Source organism: Spirosoma aerolatum, assembly GCF_002056795.1.
GTDB classification, from domain to species: Bacteria; Bacteroidota; Bacteroidia; order Cytophagales; family Spirosomataceae; genus Spirosoma; species Spirosoma aerolatum.
On sequence record NZ_CP020104.1, the window covers coordinates 1,599,634 to 1,619,348 of the forward strand.

Annotated in this window: 16 protein-coding genes; 5 read left to right on the forward strand and 11 right to left on the reverse strand. The window is 47.7% G+C overall.

The features are described 5' to 3' along the window. Positions 1-75 precede the first annotated feature (75 nt). The 6 genes from B5M13_RS06510 to B5M13_RS06535 all read right to left on the reverse strand — a co-directional run bounded on the left by B5M13_RS06510 (position 76) and on the right by B5M13_RS06535 (position 9,094). The gene (locus B5M13_RS06510) at positions 76-1,401 is read right to left on the reverse strand and encodes a Gfo/Idh/MocA family protein (RefSeq protein ID WP_080054907.1); all 1,326 of its coding nucleotides are present in this window, start codon (positions 1,399-1,401) and stop codon (positions 76-78) included. Between the two features lie 72 nt (positions 1,402-1,473). Next, complete coding sequence (locus tag B5M13_RS06515) at positions 1,474-2,214, reverse strand: 3-keto-disaccharide hydrolase (RefSeq protein ID WP_080054908.1); 741 nt, start codon at positions 2,212-2,214, stop codon at positions 1,474-1,476. Positions 2,215-2,296: 82 nt separating this feature from the next. After that, the gene (locus B5M13_RS06520; protein WP_080054909.1) at positions 2,297-3,223 is read right to left on the reverse strand and encodes a sugar phosphate isomerase/epimerase family protein; all 927 of its coding nucleotides are present in this window, start codon (positions 3,221-3,223) and stop codon (positions 2,297-2,299) included. Positions 3,224-3,406: 183 nt separating this feature from the next. Further along, the gene (locus tag B5M13_RS06525; protein ID WP_080054910.1) at positions 3,407-5,113 is read right to left on the reverse strand and encodes a RagB/SusD family nutrient uptake outer membrane protein; all 1,707 of its coding nucleotides are present in this window, start codon (positions 5,111-5,113) and stop codon (positions 3,407-3,409) included. A gap of 52 nt (positions 5,114-5,165) precedes the next feature. Continuing rightward, positions 5,166-8,270, reverse strand: a complete 3,105-nt coding sequence (locus B5M13_RS06530) for a SusC/RagA family TonB-linked outer membrane protein (protein ID WP_080054911.1) — start codon at positions 8,268-8,270, stop codon at positions 5,166-5,168. Between the two features lie 35 nt (positions 8,271-8,305). After that, positions 8,306-9,094 carry a FecR family protein gene (locus B5M13_RS06535; protein WP_170061091.1) on the reverse strand — a complete coding sequence of 263 codons (789 nt, stop codon included), beginning with the start codon at positions 9,092-9,094 and terminating at the stop codon, positions 8,306-8,308. A 572-nt stretch (positions 9,095-9,666) separates the two neighbouring features. On the opposite strand from B5M13_RS06535, the gene B5M13_RS06540 reads away from it, so the two are divergent. After that, positions 9,667-10,473: a hypothetical protein gene (locus tag B5M13_RS06540; RefSeq protein WP_245859813.1), complete on the forward strand. Its 807-nt coding sequence runs from the start codon at positions 9,667-9,669 to the stop codon at positions 10,471-10,473. A gap of 48 nt (positions 10,474-10,521) precedes the next feature. Here the strand turns inward: B5M13_RS06540 and B5M13_RS06545 are convergent, their stop codons facing one another. Continuing rightward, complete coding sequence (locus tag B5M13_RS06545; protein WP_080054914.1) at positions 10,522-10,971, reverse strand: OsmC family protein; 450 nt, start codon at positions 10,969-10,971, stop codon at positions 10,522-10,524. A gap of 314 nt (positions 10,972-11,285) precedes the next feature. Between B5M13_RS06545 and B5M13_RS06550 the strand changes: the two genes are divergently transcribed. From B5M13_RS06550 to metK, 4 genes are all read left to right on the forward strand, one after another. Then, the gene (locus B5M13_RS06550; RefSeq protein WP_080054915.1) at positions 11,286-12,071 is read left to right on the forward strand and encodes a hypothetical protein; all 786 of its coding nucleotides are present in this window, start codon (positions 11,286-11,288) and stop codon (positions 12,069-12,071) included. Positions 12,072-12,213: 142 nt separating this feature from the next. After that, on the forward strand, positions 12,214-13,092 hold the full coding sequence (gene lipA, locus B5M13_RS06555) for a lipoyl synthase (RefSeq protein ID WP_080054916.1): 879 nt from the start codon (positions 12,214-12,216) through the stop codon (positions 13,090-13,092). Positions 13,093-13,176: 84 nt separating this feature from the next. Next, positions 13,177-14,373: a lycopene cyclase family protein gene (locus B5M13_RS06560; RefSeq protein WP_080054917.1), complete on the forward strand. Its 1,197-nt coding sequence runs from the start codon at positions 13,177-13,179 to the stop codon at positions 14,371-14,373. Positions 14,374-14,458: 85 nt separating this feature from the next. After that, entirely contained in the window at positions 14,459-15,736 is a 1,278-nt protein-coding gene (gene metK / locus B5M13_RS06565) for a methionine adenosyltransferase (protein WP_080054918.1), read from the forward strand. A 111-nt stretch (positions 15,737-15,847) separates the two neighbouring features. Here the strand turns inward: metK and B5M13_RS06570 are convergent, their stop codons facing one another. The 4 genes from B5M13_RS06570 to B5M13_RS06585 form a co-directional block, all read right to left on the reverse strand. Further along, entirely contained in the window at positions 15,848-16,225 is a 378-nt protein-coding gene (locus tag B5M13_RS06570; protein ID WP_080054919.1) for an HPF/RaiA family ribosome-associated protein, read from the reverse strand. Positions 16,226-16,432: 207 nt separating this feature from the next. Then, the gene (locus B5M13_RS06575) at positions 16,433-17,794 is read right to left on the reverse strand and encodes a cytochrome P450 (protein ID WP_080054920.1); all 1,362 of its coding nucleotides are present in this window, start codon (positions 17,792-17,794) and stop codon (positions 16,433-16,435) included. 63 nt (positions 17,795-17,857) lie between these two features. Next, positions 17,858-18,721, reverse strand: coding sequence for an SDR family oxidoreductase (locus tag B5M13_RS06580; protein WP_080054921.1), 864 nt, complete (start codon positions 18,719-18,721; stop codon positions 17,858-17,860). A 112-nt stretch (positions 18,722-18,833) separates the two neighbouring features. After that, positions 18,834-19,688, reverse strand: coding sequence for an SDR family oxidoreductase (locus B5M13_RS06585; RefSeq protein ID WP_080054922.1), 855 nt, complete (start codon positions 19,686-19,688; stop codon positions 18,834-18,836). Between the last annotated feature and the right edge of the window lie 27 nt (positions 19,689-19,715).

Below are 19,715 nucleotides of genomic sequence, written 5' to 3' on the forward strand. Positions count from 1 at the left end.
ATAGGATGTATAAAAGCTGATGTGACGAACTGCGAAACCATCTATCATACACCCTATAGCATACACCAAAAACGCCTAGCTCACCACCACATCCTGCTTGGTAGCATCCCAGGTTACACGTTTGCCGGTATGTAATGCCATTGTAGCCATGATGTTGGCGACTGAGTGATTGAAACCGACGCGAGCAGGAGCATTAGGCTCTTTACGGCTCCGAACGCATTCCATCCAGTTCAACATGTGTAAGGACGTCATTGGATCGCCACCTGTGTTGGCCGATGTTTCGACTTTAGCCGCTTCACCAAGCGACATGCTGGGTAGAAGATTGGCTTTCATGCCCATGTCTTTTGCGTATTTCTCTTCTAGGCCTCCTTCGGGTGAAATCTTGTTGGTATCAAGATTAATCATCCCCCCGTTCGAGTAGTAGTATTCTTTTACACCCCCGGCTTCGTTATTCATCCGGGAAGAATATAACACCTGAAAGCCTTTATTTTTGTCATTGTCCGGGCCATAATCGAATACAGCCGTGAAGGTATCGGCATTCGTACGGCCATCTTTCCAGCTATAGATACCACCATTGGCCACTACCGAACGCGGGTGATCCAGCCCACTGAACCAGTGTACCGTATCGATCTGGTGCGACATCCACTGACCGGGAATACCTGATGAGTAAGGATAGAACAGCCGGAACTCAAGGTATTTACGTGGGTCCCAGGCTACTTTGGGGCGGTTGAGTTGGTAACGATCCCAGTCGGTATCTTCTTTCCTGATTTCGGAAACGAGTTTAGCCCGACGCCAGCGACCAGGCTGGTTTACATTCCAGGTCATTTCAACCATGGTAATATCGCCGAATTTACCTGACCGGATAAACTCATTGGCCGAGTGGTAGTTGGGTGCCGAACGACGTTGTGATCCAATCTGAACAATCTTTTTTGAACTTTCAACAGCCTTCAGGGCTTTACGAGCATCTTCGAGCGATTCGGCAAAAGGCTTTTCGCAATAGACATCATGGCCTGATTCAACAGCAGCCGCACAATGCAATGCGTGCTGGAAGTCGGCGGTACTAATAATGACCGCATCGACGTCTTTCCGTTCGAACAGTTCGTCGTTGTTACGCGCTTTGAAGAAGTTGCTATCATTCAGACCTTTGCCTTTAAGGTACGCATCAGCTTCTTCACGACGACGATTCCAGATGTCGGATACCGCTACGAACGCAAAATTCTGCGCCTTGGCATGTTCGGCAAAAGCGGGGGCCAGCGACTGTCGGAAGCGATCCGAGAAGCCGACAATACCCACCCGAACCCGGTCGTTCGAACCCAGGATGCGAGCGTAGCTACCTGCCGAGAAGCTCATGCCGAGCCCGGCTAGGGCAGATTTTTTTATAAACTCACGACGATTTTCCATGCGATTTGAAAGGGAAACGTTTGACTGTAAAAATAAAAAAAGTAGGTTCAGACCAGTATGTCCGGTACCTGATTAAAGTGTTCTTATCTTCATATTCCGATAATAAACCCGGTTTCCGTGATCCTGAAGCAGAATATGCCCTTTGGGCGCTTCACCAAACCGACCGTTAGCGTTGTATTCAGGAGCTTTATACTTACTCATCGCAACCAGTTCACGAAATTTCTCACTGCCTCGTTCATAGTCAACCACTTTCGTGCCATTGAGCCAGTGCTCCACATGCTTCCCTTTCGATATCACGCGCCCTGTATTCCACTCGCCAATTGGGTTGGCTTTTTTACCCGATGCCGGAATCAGATCATACAGAGAGCCAACAGTACGATTTCCGTTACGCCCTAGTTTAGCATCAGGATGTTTATCGTCGTCCAGAACCTGAAACTCCAGGCCGAAAGCTGAGCCTTTGGGCTTAGGCGAATGCTCAACCACAAAGTATTTTACGCCACTATTGGCCCCTTCGGTGAGTTTAAAATCGAACATAAGATCGAAATCGCTATACTCGCCGTCGGTAACAATGTCACCGAAACTTTGCGATTCAGACCCGTCTGATTGTTGGATTGTCAACATCCCATCCGTTACGCTCCAGCCTTTTTCAGGGAACTTGTCTTTATAGGCTCCCCGCCATCCATTGGTTGTTTTTCCATCGAAAAGTAGTTTCCAACCTTCTTTTTTCTCCTTGTCAGTTAACGTGTTGGGCGTTTGTGGCTTGTCAAACGCCAGCAAACCGAGCAGGGCAGCACCGATGATTAGTTGTTTCATAAGCGAATGAATGATTGAGCGAATGAGTGGTTGAGTGAGAAATCTACGCGTCCGTTGTTCACTCAATCACTCATTCGCTCAATCACAATTGATGATGTAAGGTTTTTGTGATGTAATCTTTATTGATTTGGGCGCACTGGAGGGGTGTTTTGTCTTTTTCGGGTACGCCATCCAGTTCGATAATCCCCCAGCCTTTGAACTTGATGTCTTCCAAGGCTTTGAACACGGCCGGAACATCGACATTACCACGGCCTAACTCAACGAATTTATAGGCTTTCGGATCGTTGGGTTTATCCGGCAGGGGCGACATGGTGTCTTTCAGGTGCAACGCATAAATAAGGTCTTTGTATTGCTTCACTGCTTTTTCAGGCTGCCCTCCTCCCTGTTTGTAGTGAGCAATATCCAGTTCGAGTTTCACGTATTTTGGGTTCATGGCCTGCACAATCACATCCACCTCTTCTGGCGTTTCACCAAGCTGATGCATGTGGTTGTGGTACGATGCCTGAACGCCCAGGTCGGCGGTTTGCTTGCCGATTTCATTCATCACGGTTGCCAGTCGTTTTAGTTCTTCCGTGGTTGGGAGCCGATCTTTAGGGCGGGCTGAGTTGGTCAGCTGAATAGCCGAACCACCCAGGGCTTTTACAAAACTAGCATGAGCTACGTGCATATCAATCGTACTCTGCTCTTTGGCCGGGTCGATTTCTACATTGCCACTCGAGAACATAGCCAGTGCCAGCTGATGCTGGTCGAGCAGGGCTTTCAGTTCAGATGGTTTGGCTTTGTAAGGTCCGAAGGTATTGGCCCGGAGTTGAATGCCTTTGTAACCAAGTGAAGCCAGATCGCTGATGGCCTGGGCGTCGTTGCCACCCCAGGTAATGGCTGAATACGCTATCTTGAGGCCAGATGGATTTGTAGCGAAGGCCGCCAGTCGGGAAGCGCCTACGGTAAGAGCTAACGTGGAAAGGCCAGCCATTGTAAGAAACTGCCGTCGATTTACAGGCTCCTGCATGATTGGGAATGGGAATAGTCAGATAGCTAAAAAGGCAACTACTGATAGTGGAAAATTCAGGTTCAGTTAAAAGAAGAGGAAGAATTTTTAATTCTACTGGTTTTAAAGAGCGAATGAGTGAAAGAGCGCAACCATGACATACGTCAGTATTTCGCTCTTTCACTCATTCGCTCTTTCGCTTAATTAGAAGCCCGCATTTTGTGGGAAGTTGGCACTACCACCTTCCGTACGGTCAATCTGCGTTTGTGGGATTGGGCGGTAGTTGTGTGTTTCTTTCACGTTGGCCGCTCCATCGGCGTTATACAATTTGACTCGTTCAACCAGGTTGCCCCAACGCTTCAGGTCGAACCACCGCGTTTGCTCACCAGCCAGCTCACGAGCGCGTTCCTGCATAATCATCTCCATATCAACCTGGGCTGGAGTGATTTCCATAGCGGCTTCTTTGCCTGGCCAGGCTGCCCGACGACGTACTACGTTAAGTGCAGCAGCAGCTTCTGTGGTTTTGCCTTGCTTGAATTGAGCTTCGGCCAGAATCAGATAGGTTTCGGCCAGTCGGAAGGCCAGATAATCGCGACTACCTTGTTCATAGGTCAGGTCGGGGCGGTTCGGGTCCAGGAATTTTTGCAGCGTTGGGAATAAGGCGGCTGTGTAGGCGCTGGGTACCAAAACCTGATATGGCTTCGCGGCCCGTTGTGCTAATGTCCATTCAACACCCGGAATATAAATCGCGGTATCACCTGCTTTTAGGGTGATCTTAGCCTTACTGTTGTCAAACGAGGTGTTCAGGTTTGCGCCCGGGTTGTTCGATAGCCATGTATCCTTAAACGTCTTCTTGTACCGAGAGTCATTAACCCGATCTTTAAACACCGTTTCCAATAAGTAGTTAGTTGGCTTTAGGCGTTTGAACGGACGGTCGTTGGCGATATCCCGTTTCATACCGGGCTGCACATCATACTGCATACCAAAATACAGGTGAAGTTTGTTACCATCACCGTTGTTCGTATTAGCCGTGTTGATGTTGGTTAACGGATCAGATGTATACTGTACCGAAAAAATAACCTCATCATTAATTTCGCCACTTCCCTGCGCAAACACACTGGCGAAATCAGGCAACAGCTTGTAGCCATAGTTGGCAATGACGTTCTGGGCATAGGTCGCTGCTTTTGCGTAATCGTCCGTTGCTTTGGCTGATGCGTTTGTTGCTTTCGTCAGATAGACACGTGCCAGCAGATGCTCGGCAGCCGATTTGGTAGCCCGACCATAATCACTAGCTGCTTGTGCAGAAGCTTTGGTAGCTGGTAAATCAGCTATAGCTGCTTCAAGGTCGGCTATGATCTGTTTATACATATCGGCTTCCGTTGCCCGCTTTGTCACTTTTGTGGGCCCAAGTGTTTCGGTTAACCGCAGATCTACTCCACCGAATTCCTGGGTCAGAATAAAGTAGTAATGCGCCCGCAAAAACTTCATTTCGGCGACCCGTAGTTTTTTCGTAGCATCTGAGACAGTAGCTGCCGGAGCGCGTCCAATGACGGCATTGCAGGTGTTGATACCCTTATACAGTTCTTCCCAGACCTGCTGAATGATATCGACAAAGCTATTCATCTGGGTATCATAGAAATGAAACCCTTTGTAGCTTCCATCGGCTCCGGCCTGGTAAATATCAGTGCCGTATTCAGTCATGGTCAGCCCCCGTTCTGAGCCGTAAAAGTTACGCATGGAGGAGTAAGCCGCTCTGCTGGCATCTTCAAATCCTTTGGGCGTATTCATGTAATCGTTCCCGATAGCGGATACTACCGTTTCCTTCAGCACGTCCTTACAGGCTTGACCGCTAAGCATAAGGGTCGCAAGTGCCAGGGCGCGAATTGATTTATGTGAAAATTTTGATTTCATGTTTGTTTTCGAATCTTAAGGTGTTTACAAATACATCATTTACAGGTTACGCTTAGAATTTGACATTTAAACCAAATGTCGTAACCCGGGTAGCTGGCACAACTCCGTTGCTGACCGTACCATCACTTGTTTCAGGGTCAACACCGTTATACTTCGACCGATAGGTGGAGAAGATAAACGGCTGCTGAATGCTGGTAAATAGCCGGAGCGATTGCAGATGTAGTTTCGAAGTAATTGATGCCGGGAATGTATAACCAAAGTTGATGTTCCGTACCTTCACAAACGAGCCGTCGAAGTAGATAATCGCCGTGTTATAGACTGGGAATTCCTGGCTGGAGTTAGGCCGTGGGAATTCGTTGGTTGGGTTATTGGGCGTCCAGTAATCTACTTTAATCTGCTCATAACGGCCTGCCAGTGCGTTGTTGTTCTGGTGGAAGCCACTCAAAATGGTTTGACCGATCCGGGCATAGATGAAGAAGTTCAGGTCAAATCCTTTGTAGCTGAATCGGTTCGTAATACCACCACTCCAGGTCGGAATGTCAGATCCCAGATATACGCGGTCATCCGCTGTAATTTTGCCGTCGCCATTGGTATCCTGTACTTTAATCTGACCAACCGCACTCTGGTATGATTTCGCGGCATCGGCTTCATTGGTTTGCCAGATACCGGCTTTTTTGTAATCGTACATGGCCGTCAGGGGCTTGCCAATAAACCGTTTGTTACCTACATCATCAACGGCTCCATTGAACAGCGAGATGATGGCTTCTGTATTTTTCGTAAATACAATATCAGAAGTCCATTTAAAGCCGCTCTTTGTATTTACGTTTACGGTAGATATGCTGGCTTCTAAACCTTTGTTCTGCGTTTCGCCAATATTCTTGGTTACCGCATTAAAGCCGATTGAAGTAGGCAGCAGGTCAGACAGCAGCAGGTCAGTAGTACGCGTATTATATAATTCGATAGCACCCGCTACCCGGCCGCGCCAAAGGCTAAAGTCAACACCAATGTTTGTAGTGGTCGAGGTTTCCCAGCGCAGATCGGCGTTGCCAATCGTTTCGGGGCGATAACCATAAGCAGGTGTAGTGCCAAAGGCGTATACGGTTCGGCCCAACAGTCCCTGCGTTTGATAAGGCGCTACCCCCTGGTTACCAACCGATCCACGGCTAACCCGTAATTTCAGCAGATCAACCCAGGAAGACCCCTTCATGAAGTCTTCGTTACTAATATTCCAGCCTAAAGCGATACCGGGGAAGTTACCGTATTTCGTATTCTCACCAAAACGGCTCGAACCATCCCGACGTATTGTAGCTGTCACCAGGTATTTGTCTTTATAGTCATAGTTAACCCGGCCCATATACGAGTTAATCGTCCATTGAACCAGACCGCTACCGACGCCCAGCACCGAACTGGCATTTCCTACATTGTAAAACGACTGAGTTTCGGCGGGTACCCCTTGTACTTGAATATTATTAAATTCCGAATTATCACGCTGAATGGATTGCAGAGCCGTAATGCCGAAGTTGTGGTCGCCAAGCTTCTTATTATAGGTCACTACGTTTTCGAGCGTATAGTCGAAATTAAACGTAGCTGAGTTAGAAGCTTGCGGATCACCATTTTTTCGGGCATTGGTTAAAGAGCCAATGAAGCGGCCGTATCGGTTGATGGTGAAATCAGGGCCGAAATTAACCCGGTATTTTAACCCGTCGAGGATATTTACTTCAGCATAAACGCTATTAAAAATCCGGTATTTCTTCCGTTCATCGATTTGAGCACCTGGTATAACCTCAGCAAGTGGATTGGTCAACAGCGCGTCGTTGGTTGGGAAGAAAATCAGGTTGCCGTTGTCGTCGTAGGGCCGTCCGAGCGGATTTTGCTGAAGGGTAAAGTTGTAGGGATTCAACGACTCGCCATTGCGCAGGCTGTACATCATATACGAGGCAATTCCTACTTTAAGCACCTTATTAATCTGGTGATCAATATTGGCACGCAGCGAATAACGGGTGAAATCCAGCCCTGGCATGATCCCTTTATCCTGGAAATAACCTGCCGAAATATAGAACTGCGTTTTTTCGTTACCGCCCTGAACACCTATGGTGTGATTCTGCTGAAAACCCTGTTTCAGAATCAGCGACTGCCAGTCGGTGTTCCGATTGGCGGCAATACCAGCGGCTACGGCCGGGTCGCCACCCAGTACGGCTACCTTCGAGTCGGCATACGCATCAGCTACGCCCGTTGGAACGGGATTGCCGTTTGCGTCTTTGTAGTTGCCTGTGGTCCGGTAGGCCTCGCGTACAAATTCAGCAAATTCGGAACCGCTGAACAGGTGTACTTTATCCAGTACGTTGGTAACACCTACATAGTTGTCATAGGTGATGGTCGTTTTACCGGTTGGATTCCCCCGCTTGGTGGTAACCAGTACAACGCCATTAGCACCCCGGGCACCATAGATGGCTGTTGCTGTAGCATCCTTCAGGATTTCCATGGAGGCAACATCGTTCGGGTTGATGTCTTCATATTCCCTCGCCAGTGGAATCCCATCTACTACATAAAGAGGATCATTACCCGCATTAAACGAACGACGTCCACGAATCCGAATGGTTGGTACGGAGCCAGGTCGGCTACCTGATTGGGCCACATCCACCCCCGCTACCCGACCCTGCATCGCCTGTCCAATGTTGGTAATGGGTTGTTCCGTGATTTGCTTTGGTGTAATCGACGAAATAGCCCCGGTAGTCTGGCTTTTCTTCTGTGTACCGTACCCCACAACGACGACTTCGTTCAGCGCACGGGTATCGGTGCTAAGAGTTAGATTGATGGTCGACTTGTTGCCTACCGATACTTCTTGACTAACAAAGCCTACGGCTGAGAAAACAAGCACTGACTGACCAGCAGGCACATTGATCCGGTAGGTTCCTGATGCGTCGGTTGTTGTGCCGCGCGTGGTTCCTTTAACCGCTACGCTGACACCGGGGAGCCCGGAGTTGTCGTCACCCGATAGAACTTTACCCGTTACAACTCGTTCCTGAGTTGGGTTATCTATGGTTAATGAGTTGGTAGGTGGGGCACTGTAGGCCGGTTGACCTAGTAGTGCGAGTGCCGTAAGGCCAAGCAGAGGTAGCCACGATCTCCGTGGAGGTTGGGTAATTGTGTTTTGCATTGTAGGTTCGAGTAAGAGTTAATTATAAAAAGCAGCTAGGGTAATGATTTGTCCAAACTGGTTGGAACCTCAATCCACTCACCCGAGCGGAGCCGGATGGGATTATGGTGTTTGACGAGCAGGTTGACGGCTCCCGACGTTAACGCGACTGACGTGCAGGCGGCTTGCTGACTAACCTGAAACGCTGTGCCGAGAGCTTCGATCGTGAGGTCGCTGGTATGTACCCGAAATAGTCGAGCCGATGTCGTATCATTCCGGTGCATGACAGAGAAATCGGCTTCGCCCTTCAACCACACTGCCCGGGGGGTATCGTCCGTCCAACGACGAGCATACCGGACCGAACTATTTGGGTATAAAGTAACGGTTGAGTTGTCGGGTAGGCGAATCTGCTGAGTTTGATGAGCGGATGTGCTAACCGTCGAAATTCGTTGGTTAGGACCATATTGCATCCACAAGGCCCAGCCGATTAGGAGCAGAACTCCCATAGCAGCAGCAATCGTTCGGAAAAAGTACCACCAGCCAACTACAACCCTGACGTCTGGCTGAAGGGGGCGGAGGTCTTCCATGGTCTGGAGTGACTCCCGAATCCGGCCCCATACTGATGACATTTCATCGGCCGATAGTGCTGGTAAAGTAGACTGACTGCTTGTTAGAATGAGTTGACGAGCCGTCTCTATGGTTTCCGCACAATCTGGATTTTGTGAAAGCCAATTTTGCCAGTAAGCCGCTACCTCATCGTCGTTGGGATGTTGCACCCAACGTACAAAAAGGTCATCAAGGGCAAGCTCCTCAATGGTGTAAGCAGAGTATGGCTTATGGGACACGGTAATTAGCTGTTGCGTGTAGGCCAAAGCGTCAGATATAAGGGTTTCTACTTATTAAAGGCATCGTTTAAGGGCAGAAAATTTGTCTGGCTATTTGTTAAGGTTACTGGATTATTCTTCGATAAAGCTTTATTATGTACTATTTTAGACTGTGATAATACCATTATAATATTCTGAAAAAAAATGGATAAAGAGAATAAAATTTCTCACTTTTTTTATGCAAGCGTTTCCGGGAACGTTGCCAAACCAAAAAATGTATGAGAATGTATGGATAAAATGATAGAGAAAGCTAAATTAAAACAAGTTAATCCTGACATCTTTATAAAGAGTGTGTAAAGCTATAAATTGTATTAATCTAATAAATGCGGCTTTCAGTTAACGGCTTTGGCTTCTGGTTACTATACCTTCAGAGATCGATAGCTCTTAAAGCCAAAAGAGATTTTTAAAAAGAAATTGATGGTCATACCTAGGCTGCGTGTACTAATGCCAATTTCAACGCAACTGGATAACTGAACTACGAAAACCATTGGCTTCAGTTAGCGTTATTGATTTTATCTAACGTTATGAAACTTATGCGTTTACTATGGAATACTATATATGTATGCTGCCTAGTCTGGATATTGACCGATAATCGTACGTTTGCGCAAGCAAAAGTGTCGATTGATGGGGAAACTCGATTAAAAGAGAGAGCGACTCATCAAAAAACGGATACTCTGGCGAGTGAGATGCCTACGTCATTGACCTTTACAGCGTCGACCGATCAGCGCTTTACATTTTTTAATGACACGCGCACGGAAGATAATCGTCGAACGCCCGTCAGTGTATACGGTATACGGGCTGGCTTTTTGTTTCCGCCAAGTCACCGACGGGCCAATCTGAAAGGAGGACGAATGGCCAGTTTTAAGGCCGGGGCTGGGTTTTACTTCGTAAATCAGTCTTTAAATCAGCCAGGGTTGCTGCCTAATTCATCGGAATCGGTCACTCGTCGTTTGCGAATGGCTACCGTATATTATGAACGCTATTTATACCGCCAGAAAGCGTTTGAAATTAGTATGCCACTTGAGCTAGGATATGGTCATTCGCGGTATGAACGTAATGACGATGTTGCAGAGAAGCACGAACTGGCTCGTGGGGTTTTTATTCCGTTGGGCGTTGGCGTGTCGGGGGCCTACCATTTTCCGAACGTACGCTGGCTACCTCCATTGCATTGGTTCGGTATTAATTTGTTGGTTGGTTATCGCTTCATTCTTAAAAAAGATATACCCGAAAGCCAGATTAATTATTCAGGCTTATACCTGTCGGTTGGGCCATCGTTTTTTTTGGAAAATCTCACAGCCGACATCAAGCAATGGGGGAAGAAGCGAAAGCGAAATAAATAATGCTATATATAGAGACTGGGATTTATAAATCCCAGTCTGTTAAACTAATCAGCTATTACTGGGGACAGCTTCTTCCCATTGGATACGAACCGCCTGCTCCACATCGGCATGCAGACACAGGGCAACCGGGCAGGTATGGGCGATCCGTTCCAGTCGGGCACGGGTTTGGTCGTCAGGGAAAAAAGCAACGCCTTCCCGGTTAGCCTGCAGGGTCAGATTGACTTCTATACGGGCTATTTTGCGGGGAAGCTGGGTCGTCATTATTTTAGTGACATCAAGTTTGCTACCTGTCAGGTCTATACCATCGCGTCGGGCGTTAATCGCCATAGTCGTGATGATGCAGGTGCCAAGCGCATTAGCGACCAGGTCAGTAGGCGAGAACGCTTCCCCTTTTCCCTGATTGTCGGTAGGGGCATCTGTATTGATATGTGTACCTGACTGGAGGTGTTCGCAATCGGTGCGAAGGTCGCCAATGTAGTCGATATGAATCGTTGCCATGCTAATAAACGTATATCAAGTGGTTAGCTCAATGAGCCGATAAGAAAAATGCGTTCGATCGAGTAGATTGTATGGATCAGCTGATTCTCGGATTCGGGTACCGCCAACTGTATTGGAACTGTAGAGTCCAGAGAATCAATCGAATCCAGGGATTTAGCTTAAGGATACCATTCCCTAAAAATCCTTTACGAAATGGGGCTGGCTGCTATTTTAGCGTTAAACATATAAATAATGCTGTAGTTACGCTAATTGTGCAGACCGATTTTGCGAATACGTATAAAAATGTTTAGTTTTAATTTTAGGATATCACGGAAATGCGAACTCTATACAGATTACTTGGTCTTGCGTTGGGGGGATTACTTGTATCCGGGCAAGCTGTAACCGCTCAGAATACGGATGGCGATGACGAGAGTTATCACACCATTACCACGTTTGGCATCACAACCAATACGAACTCAGGCATCATTGGCGGATTTTCCTATCGGCGTTCTAAACTGCTGGCGGGTAAATTAATGGGTATGCCTCAGTATCGGTATCTTAGTATAGAGATTGTTAATGTAAAACATCCTAAAGAAATTCAGTCTTCGCTTAACTCAGTTGGCTCACGATACATCGACGGTAAAGAAAATTACCTGTTCGTGTTACGTCCGCAGTATGGCCGGGAAGTGAAATTATTCCAGCGAAGTAGCGATGAAGGTATAGCCGTGAGTGGTATTTTAGCCGCAGGCCCTTCGTTGGGCATTATCAAGCCATATTATCTTGAAGTGTCCTATGGGAACTCGTCCCGAACGGTTCCGGCTTCTGAGGTAAATGGATTTGCCACAGCTACCGGCGAAACGGTTACGGGTGCCGGAGGGTTTTTTCAGGGCCTCGATCAGTCGAAACTGACGGTTGGCCTGAACGTAAAAGCGGCTTTAAATTTTGAATTAAGCGCCTTTAGAGCCAATACGACCGGCGTAGAAATCGGTTTCCTGGCTGAGATGTTTCCGAATAAAATTGTGATCATCCCCAACCGCAGCCCCAACGGAAATCGGGAAGATGGGAACCGCAGTTTCTTTACATCCGCTTATTTAACCTTGTTTTTTGGGAGTAAGAAATAGGAATTGATAGGTGCTCGGAGTTCAAAGCGAGGAGGGCTAGCTCATCACCAGATTGAGCCTTACTCATCGCTTCGAACTCCGAACGCTTTTTTATGAACTTTCCGGCGGAAAAACGAATTTTGCTGGAAAGGATTGAGGAGCTATGATTGAACTACCTGTAATACCCTCCGAACAACAAAGGAAGAAACGTCCCGACTGGTTACGGGTCAAATTACCCATCGGCCCTGAATACGCCAAAGTTCGTAAACTCGTCGACGAGCATAAACTTCATACTATTTGCGAAAGCGGTAATTGCCCCAATATGGGTGAGTGCTGGGGGGCTGGAACGGCTACATTCATGATTTTAGGGAATGTCTGTACACGGAGCTGTACGTTTTGTGCAGTAGCCACCGGACGACCTAATGAATATGATACCGACGAGCCCCGCCGAGTAGCCGAAGCTATTGTGCTGATGAAGGTAAAACATGCCGTTATCACATCGGTAAACCGCGATGAACTCAAAGATCGGGGTGCCGAAATCTGGTATCAAACGGTCCGGCTGATCAAAGAAGCTTCGCCGACGACCACCATCGAGACCCTGATTCCCGACACAAAAGGAAATTGGGAGGCCCTGGAACGGATGATTTCGGCAGGTCAGGAAGTGGTGTCGCACAACATGGAAACGGTAGAACGACTATACCGACGCGTGCGTCCACAGGCGCGTTATGAACGCAGTCTGGAGCAGATTCGTCGTACCAAAGAATATGGTCAACGGACAAAATCGGGTATTATGCTGGGCCTTGGCGAAACGCATGAGGAAGTGTTCAAAGCGATGGACGATCTGGCCCAAAACGGACTGGATGTGCTGACGCTGGGCCAATATTTACAGCCGACCAAGATGCACCACGAAGTAATTGAGTGGATTCATCCTGAAACGTTTGCGATGTACCGTGAAGAAGGTTTAAAGCGTGGATTGAAATATGTAGAGTCGGGTCCACTGGTTCGTTCGAGCTATCACGCCGAAAAACATGTGAATGTATAAGCGTACCTAAAACAATTTAGGCAGGTTCATTAGTTTAAAAGACGAGAGTCCGGACCCACACGGCCCGGACTTTTTCGTTACTGCATGAAAAAATACGATTTCATCATTGCGGGAGGAGGAATGGCAGGCCTAAGCCTGGCTTATTATTTGCTACAGTCGCCCTTACGTGACCGACGCATCCTGATTCTGGACCGCGATCAAAAAAACCGTAATGACCGTACATGGTGTTTCTGGGAGCGTGATCCCAGAGAGCCACTCTCGCCACGTATCAATCAACGTCTGGCTGCTACTCGCCCATTTGAGTCGATCCTGTTTCGGAGCTGGAAGTCGATTTCGTTTCATGGCACTACGTATTCCGGGCTGCTCGACATGGGCAGATACCGGTACAAAATGCTGCGCGGTATTGATTTTTACAGCTTTATGGAGGCTGAGCTAGCCAAGTGGCCTAATGTGGAACAAAAGCAGGCGACCATTCAGCGGATAAAAGATACGCCACAGGGTGGATTTATCATTGCCGATGATGAACCGTATATCGCTGACTATATTTTCGACAGCACCTTTGCTTTAAAACTTGATCAACCCGAAAATCATAACCTGCTTCAGCATTTCAAAGGCTGGGTTATTCAAACGAAATCGCCCTGTTTTGACCCCCAACGCCCCGAAATTATGGACTTTCGCGTTGAACAGCACGGCGATTGCCGGTTTCTATATGTACTGCCTTTCGATGAACATACCGCACTGGTTGAGTTTACGTTGTTTAATGATACACTGCTTACGGATGCGGAATATGAGGCCGATTTGCGCCAGTATATAGATCGGTATCTGCCTACAGGTGGGTATGTGATCTGTGAGACAGAATATGGCGTTATTCCTATGTCGGATGAACCTACGCAGGAAAATCCTTCTGAGCATATAATCCGCATTGGTACGGCTGGTGGCTTTACAAAACCATCGACGGGCTATACATTCCAACGGACACAACGGTATCTGCAAACTATTGTCAAAAACCTGACCGATACTGGAAAACCTAATCGAAAAGAACCCTGGTTTAAACGCCGTTTTAAGTTTTACGATAGTATTTTCCTGAATGTGCTGGAAAAACATCGCTATCCCGCCGATGATATCTTTACCCGAATCTATACAGAGAATCCTCGCCGTGTATTTAAATTTCTGGACGAAGACACCTATTTTCTGGAAGAATTACGGCTATTCGCCACTATGCCATTCTGGCCCTTCTTATCCGCTTTTTTTGATGTACTACGAAGAAAGGTCGTTGGCTAATTGACCAAGTGTAGGGCTCCAAATTTGGCCCGTGCTCAGAAACTCATAAATTTGTCGTTTTAAACCAAGTCATACGGATAGCGCAATGCCTTATCTCTTCACTTCCGAGTCTGTTTCTGAGGGACATCCTGATAAAGTCGCCGACCAGATCTCCGACGCACTGATTGACAACTTTCTGGCTTTTGATCCATCCAGCAAGGTTGCTTGTGAAACCCTTGTAACTACAGGCCAGGTTGTACTGGCGGGTGAAATTAAGACGGATACCTACCTGGATGTTCAGAAAATTACGCGTGAGGTGATCCGTAAAATCGGCTACACCAAGAGCGAATATATGTTCGAAGCGAACTCCTGTGGTATTTTTTCGGCGCTACACGATCAGTCGGCCGACATTAACCAAGGTGTTGACCGGGAAGTGGCCAACGACGACTTTGAAACGAAAGCCAACGCTCAAGGCGCTGGTGATCAGGGAATGATGTTTGGATATGCCACCAACGAAACCGATAACTACATGCCACTGCCGCTCGATCTGGCTCATGCCATCCTGCGGGAAATGTCCAATATCCGTAACAACGAGCTTTCATTAATGCCCTATCTGCGGCCTGATGCCAAGTCGCAGGTGACAATTGAATATTCCGACGATCACCAGCCGATCCGGATTGATACCATCGTTGTATCGACTCAGCATGATGATTTTGCTGACGACGATACGATGCTGGCAAAAATCAAGGAAGACATCATTAACATTGTTATTCCACGGGTAAAGGCCGCTCAGAAAGCTGAACTCCATAGCCTGTTTACGGACGACATCACCTATTACATAAACCCAACCGGCAAATTCGTAATAGGTGGACCTCATGGCGATACTGGGCTGACAGGCCGCAAAATCATTGTGGATACGTACGGCGGTAAAGGTGCTCACGGTGGTGGTGCTTTCTCGGGCAAAGATCCCTCGAAAGTTGACCGTTCAGCCGCATATGCTACCCGGCACATTGCCAAAAATCTGGTGGCTGCTGGCCTTTGCGATCAGGTATTAGTACAGGTTTCGTATGCTATTGGGGTTGCTAAGCCCTGTGGTCTTTATGTCAACACGTACGGTACAGCCAAGGTTGATTTGCACGATGGCGAAATTGCCGAAAAGGTGGGCAAAATTTTCGACATGCGTCCCTATGCCATAGAACAACGCCTGAAGCTGCGTAACCCGATCTATTCGGAAACAGCCGCTTATGGACATATGGGTCGTAAGAATGAGGTAGTGAAGAAAACCTTTGGCTCAAACGGCCACTCCAAAGAAGTGGAAGTTGAACTATTTACCTGGGAGAAACTCGACTTTGTCGATAAAATCAAAGCTGAATTCGGCCTGTAATGTATCCACGGGCTTCAGCCCGTGTTGCTGTAAAGCCCGCTGGTACAGTTAATACACGCAAAAGCCACTCCGGACGGAGTGGCTTTTGCGTGTTGGAATTAATAAACTGGTTTATAACTCATCGGGTTCAAAGACTTCGTCTTCCGTTTCCACTATTGAGGTGGCTTGAGCAATAGCCGGGCTGGAAATGTCGTTGCGTTTTTGTTTGCAGCGAACAAGTTTGTCTTTCAGAACATCCATTACCCGGTCTGTAGCACTTTCGAAGCTTTTATCGTGTTCTTTCACGAAAATCTCCTTCCCCGGAATCATCAGTCGAACTTCGACAATTTTCTCTTTAATCTTGTTGGAGTCGGCGCCTTCTAGTCGTAAGAACACTTCACCACTAATAATTCGATCATGAAATGTATCGAGCTTATCAAGCTTAGCCTGGATAAAATCTAACAGGCTCTGGTCTGCCGTAAATTTAACGGCGTGCATTTGTAGTCTCATTGTGTCGCTTTTAAGGTGAATTGAATTAAGAACATCAATGGACTATCTAAGTTTGAGTATACAAACCACAAAGTCAAGGCTGCCTACGAAAGATGCAACTAGGTTTCACGCCAGCGAAGCAAACAATCTGTTAACAATTTGATAATAGACGCATTTAAGCTTTGACGTGGAACGGTTGACAATGAAAATTCTTTAAAAAATATAAATTTAAAATTGCTGAAAGCGGATTTGAATCGGCTTATTGGGGCGTAGGGTAATCAGTGGCTTGGGCACGACCAGTTGATTTGGGATCGATTTAAATGAAAAATCTCTGGCCAGCATACCCAGCAAAATCTGCATTTCCATTAGAGCAAACTGATTGCCAATACATAAGCGCGGGCCTCCGCCAAAAGGTAAATACGCATACGAATGCAACTGATCTTTGAGCCCTCCCGCTACAAAACGGTCAGGATCGAATCGATCCGGGTCAGGCCAATTGTCGGGGTCGCGATGAAGTAGGTAAGGAGAAACGAGTGCGGTGTCGCCAGATGGAATGGTATATGGTCCAATATGATCGTCCTGAAATGCCAGTCGGCTCATAATCCAGGCGGGTGGGTACAATCGTAACGATTCCTGAATTACCTGCATGGTGTAGGTTAACGAGCGAAACGCTTGAGGAGAGGGCAAAGCCGAATCGCCGAGCACTTGGCGACATTCGGTTTGTACCCGTTCCTGTATATTGGGATGCTGGCTAAGTAAGTACAGCGTCCAGGCCATCGAAATGGCCGTGGTTTCATGGCCCGCCGAAAACAGCGTTACGCACTCGTCGCGAAGTTGCTGGTCCGACATTCGCTCGCCCGTTTCTTCGTCCTCGGCCGTCAGAAACATAGAAAGTAAATCGTCCTGTTCAAGTTTTTGTCTCCGACGCTGCTCAATAACACCATAAATGAATTCATCAACCAATACGGCGGCTTTCCGAAACCGTTTATTGTTGGGAGTGGGCCAATGCATTGGAAAACGGATGGGCGATAGCATACGGTTATTGGCTAGATAATTAAGCGTATCCAGCGCCGACGATAACCCTGATAGTTTACCGACCGTATCTGAACCAAACAACGTTTTACAGACAATCCGCATCGTAACGTCCATAAACGTTTGTGAGACATTGATCGATTGTTGCAGATTCTGTTGCTTCAGATCAACCAGCCAATTGGCCGTTTCTACGATCATCGTATGCGTGAGTGCGGCTAGTTTTTGTCGATGAAAAGCCGGTTGTGCCAGCCGTCGTTGACGTCGCCAGAAATCACCATCGCTGGTGAGTAGCCCATTACCCAGAAAGATTTTTAGAACCTCAAAAGCAGGGGATCGACCATAATTCCGATGGTTTTCCTGTAATATATGCTTAGCATCGTCGGGTCGAAAAACCAGGTACTGATTCCTGCCCCCAATGCGCAGATGCACCAGCCGATCCTGTCGCTGTTGTAGGGTACGTAACGTTCCGAGTGGATTATACAGAAAAGCGAGCGTATTCCCCAGAAGCGGTACGCCCGGATGCAACGGAACAGCAAGTTTAGCGGCAGTTGTTTCCATAAAAAAGCCGTTCTGAATTCTGATCAGAACGGCTATAAAGATAAGCCAGCAGCGGCAGAATCGCTATGAGTTGATCACCTCTCCGCCATTCACGTGAATAACCTGACCAGCGTAGTACGATGCATCTTCAGATGCCAGAAATACATAGGCAGGTGCTAGTTCGGCGGGTTGGCCAGGGCGTTGCATAGGCGTATCTTTCCCAAATTCGCCTACCTCTTTCAGGGTTTTAGTCGCCACGATCAACGGTGTCCAGATAGGGCCGGGTGCTACGGCATTGACCCGAATACCCCGTTCCAGCAGGTTCTGCGACAACGACCGGGTAAAGGCTGTGACGGCCCCTTTGGTCGACGCATAATCGATGAGCGCTTCACTACCCCGGTACGAAACGACCGATGTGGTGTTGATAATGCAATCGCCAGAAGCCATGTAAGGCAAAAGAATTTTGGTCAGCCGGAACATAGCCAGAATATTGAGTTCAAACGTTTCGCGCATCTGCTGGTCCGAAATACCCGTAAATTCCGTCTGTTCGACATGATTAGCCGCATTGTTAACCAGAATATTCACATGATCGTAGGTGTCGATAACCAGATCAACGGCATCCTGAATGAACTGTATATCTTTCAGATCGCCTGACATCAATAAACACTGACGACCTTCGGCTTCAATCAGGCTTTTGGTTTTCTGAGCATCTTCTTCTTCGCGCGGATGATAGATAATGGCCAGATCAGCCCCTTCGCGGGCAAAGTGAACCGCGACTGCCCGCCCAATACCCGAATCGCCACCCGTTATGAGGGCAATTTTGCCTTTCAGTTTATCGGCTCCTTCGTAATCATCCCGAATGTAAATGGGCTCGGGGTCCATTTTATATTCCAGGCCCGGCTGTTCATTCTGATGCTGGGGCTTGGTTTCAATTTCCATTTGGTCCATGTCTTTTTTAGTAGGTAGGAGTTAGGAGCGAGGAGTGAGAATGCTGGCGCATGAAACTTACTGATGCGCCAGCATTCTCACTCCTCGCTCCTAACTCCTCGGTTATGTTTTTTTATGCATTAACAATCGTTCCTCCGTTGGGATGTAATACTTGTCCGGTGATGTAGGAGGCATTTTCGGATGCCAGAAACACGTAGGTCGGCGCTACTTCACTGGGTTGACCGGGTCGTTTCATCGGAACATCTTTGCCAAACTGGGCCACTTCTTCGGCACTAACGGATGCAGGGTTAAGGGGTGTCCAGATAGGTCCGGGCGCTACGGCATTGACCCGGATGCCTTTCGTAATCAGATTGCTCGACAAGGCGCGTGTAAAGGTCATAATGGCTCCTTTTGTTGACGAGTATTCCAACAGATCGGCTCGCCCCTGATAGGCGGTTACCGAAGTTGTATTGATGATACAATCGCCTTTTTGCAGATGGGGTACGGCTGCTTTGGTGACCCGGAAGCACGAATAGATATTGGTTTCGTAAGTAGCCAGCAGGTCTTCATCAGTTTCTTCCTCCAGCGTTTTATGTTGCAGTTGTAAGGCCGCATTATTCACCAGAATATTGAGCTGGCCGAATTGCCGGACCGTTTCTTCTACGATCTGCTGGCAATACGCTTCATCCCGAATATCGCCGGGTAGAAGGAGACAGGTTCGGCCTTCGGCTTCTACAAGTTCTTTGGTTTTTTTGGCGTCGATCTCTTCGCGCGGAGTGAATGAAATGGCGACATTGGCGCCTTCGCGGGCGAAATGAACGGCCACCGCTCGCCCAATACCGGAGTCGCCACCCGTAATAAGTGCCACTTTGTCTTTCAGTTTATTGGCTCCCTTATACGAGGGCCGAATGACTTCTGGTTGCGGGTTCAGTTCGGCTTCAATACCCGGCTGGATATCCTGATGTTGTGGAGGAATGTCAAGTACCATAACGTTGCATTTGGTTTTCTGAATAAA

Coding starts and splice junctions, on each gene's coding strand:
- B5M13_RS06585 (WP_080054922.1), bottom strand. CDS start 19,688: ATGGTACTTGACATTCCTCCACAACATCAGGATATCCAGCCGGGTATT.
- B5M13_RS06540 (WP_245859813.1), top strand. CDS start 9,667: ATGCGTTTACTATGGAATACTATATATGTATGCTGCCTAGTCTGGATA.
- B5M13_RS06510 (WP_080054907.1), bottom strand. CDS start 1,401: ATGGAAAATCGTCGTGAGTTTATAAAAAAATCTGCCCTAGCCGGGCTC.
- lipA (WP_080054916.1), top strand. CDS start 12,214: ATGATTGAACTACCTGTAATACCCTCCGAACAACAAAGGAAGAAACGT.
- B5M13_RS06515 (WP_080054908.1), bottom strand. CDS start 2,214: ATGAAACAACTAATCATCGGTGCTGCCCTGCTCGGTTTGCTGGCGTTT.
- B5M13_RS06545 (WP_080054914.1), bottom strand. CDS start 10,971: ATGGCAACGATTCATATCGACTACATTGGCGACCTTCGCACCGATTGC.
- B5M13_RS06520 (WP_080054909.1), bottom strand. CDS start 3,223: ATGCAGGAGCCTGTAAATCGACGGCAGTTTCTTACAATGGCTGGCCTT.
- B5M13_RS06575 (WP_080054920.1), bottom strand. CDS start 17,794: ATGGAAACAACTGCCGCTAAACTTGCTGTTCCGTTGCATCCGGGCGTA.
- B5M13_RS06530 (WP_080054911.1), bottom strand. CDS start 8,270: ATGCAAAACACAATTACCCAACCTCCACGGAGATCGTGGCTACCTCTG.
- B5M13_RS06525 (WP_080054910.1), bottom strand. CDS start 5,113: ATGAAATCAAAATTTTCACATAAATCAATTCGCGCCCTGGCACTTGCG.
- metK (WP_080054918.1), top strand. CDS start 14,459: ATGCCTTATCTCTTCACTTCCGAGTCTGTTTCTGAGGGACATCCTGAT.
- B5M13_RS06580 (WP_080054921.1), bottom strand. CDS start 18,721: ATGGACCAAATGGAAATTGAAACCAAGCCCCAGCATCAGAATGAACAG.
- B5M13_RS06550 (WP_080054915.1), top strand. CDS start 11,286: ATGCGAACTCTATACAGATTACTTGGTCTTGCGTTGGGGGGATTACTT.
- B5M13_RS06570 (WP_080054919.1), bottom strand. CDS start 16,225: ATGAGACTACAAATGCACGCCGTTAAATTTACGGCAGACCAGAGCCTG.
- B5M13_RS06560 (WP_080054917.1), top strand. CDS start 13,177: ATGAAAAAATACGATTTCATCATTGCGGGAGGAGGAATGGCAGGCCTA.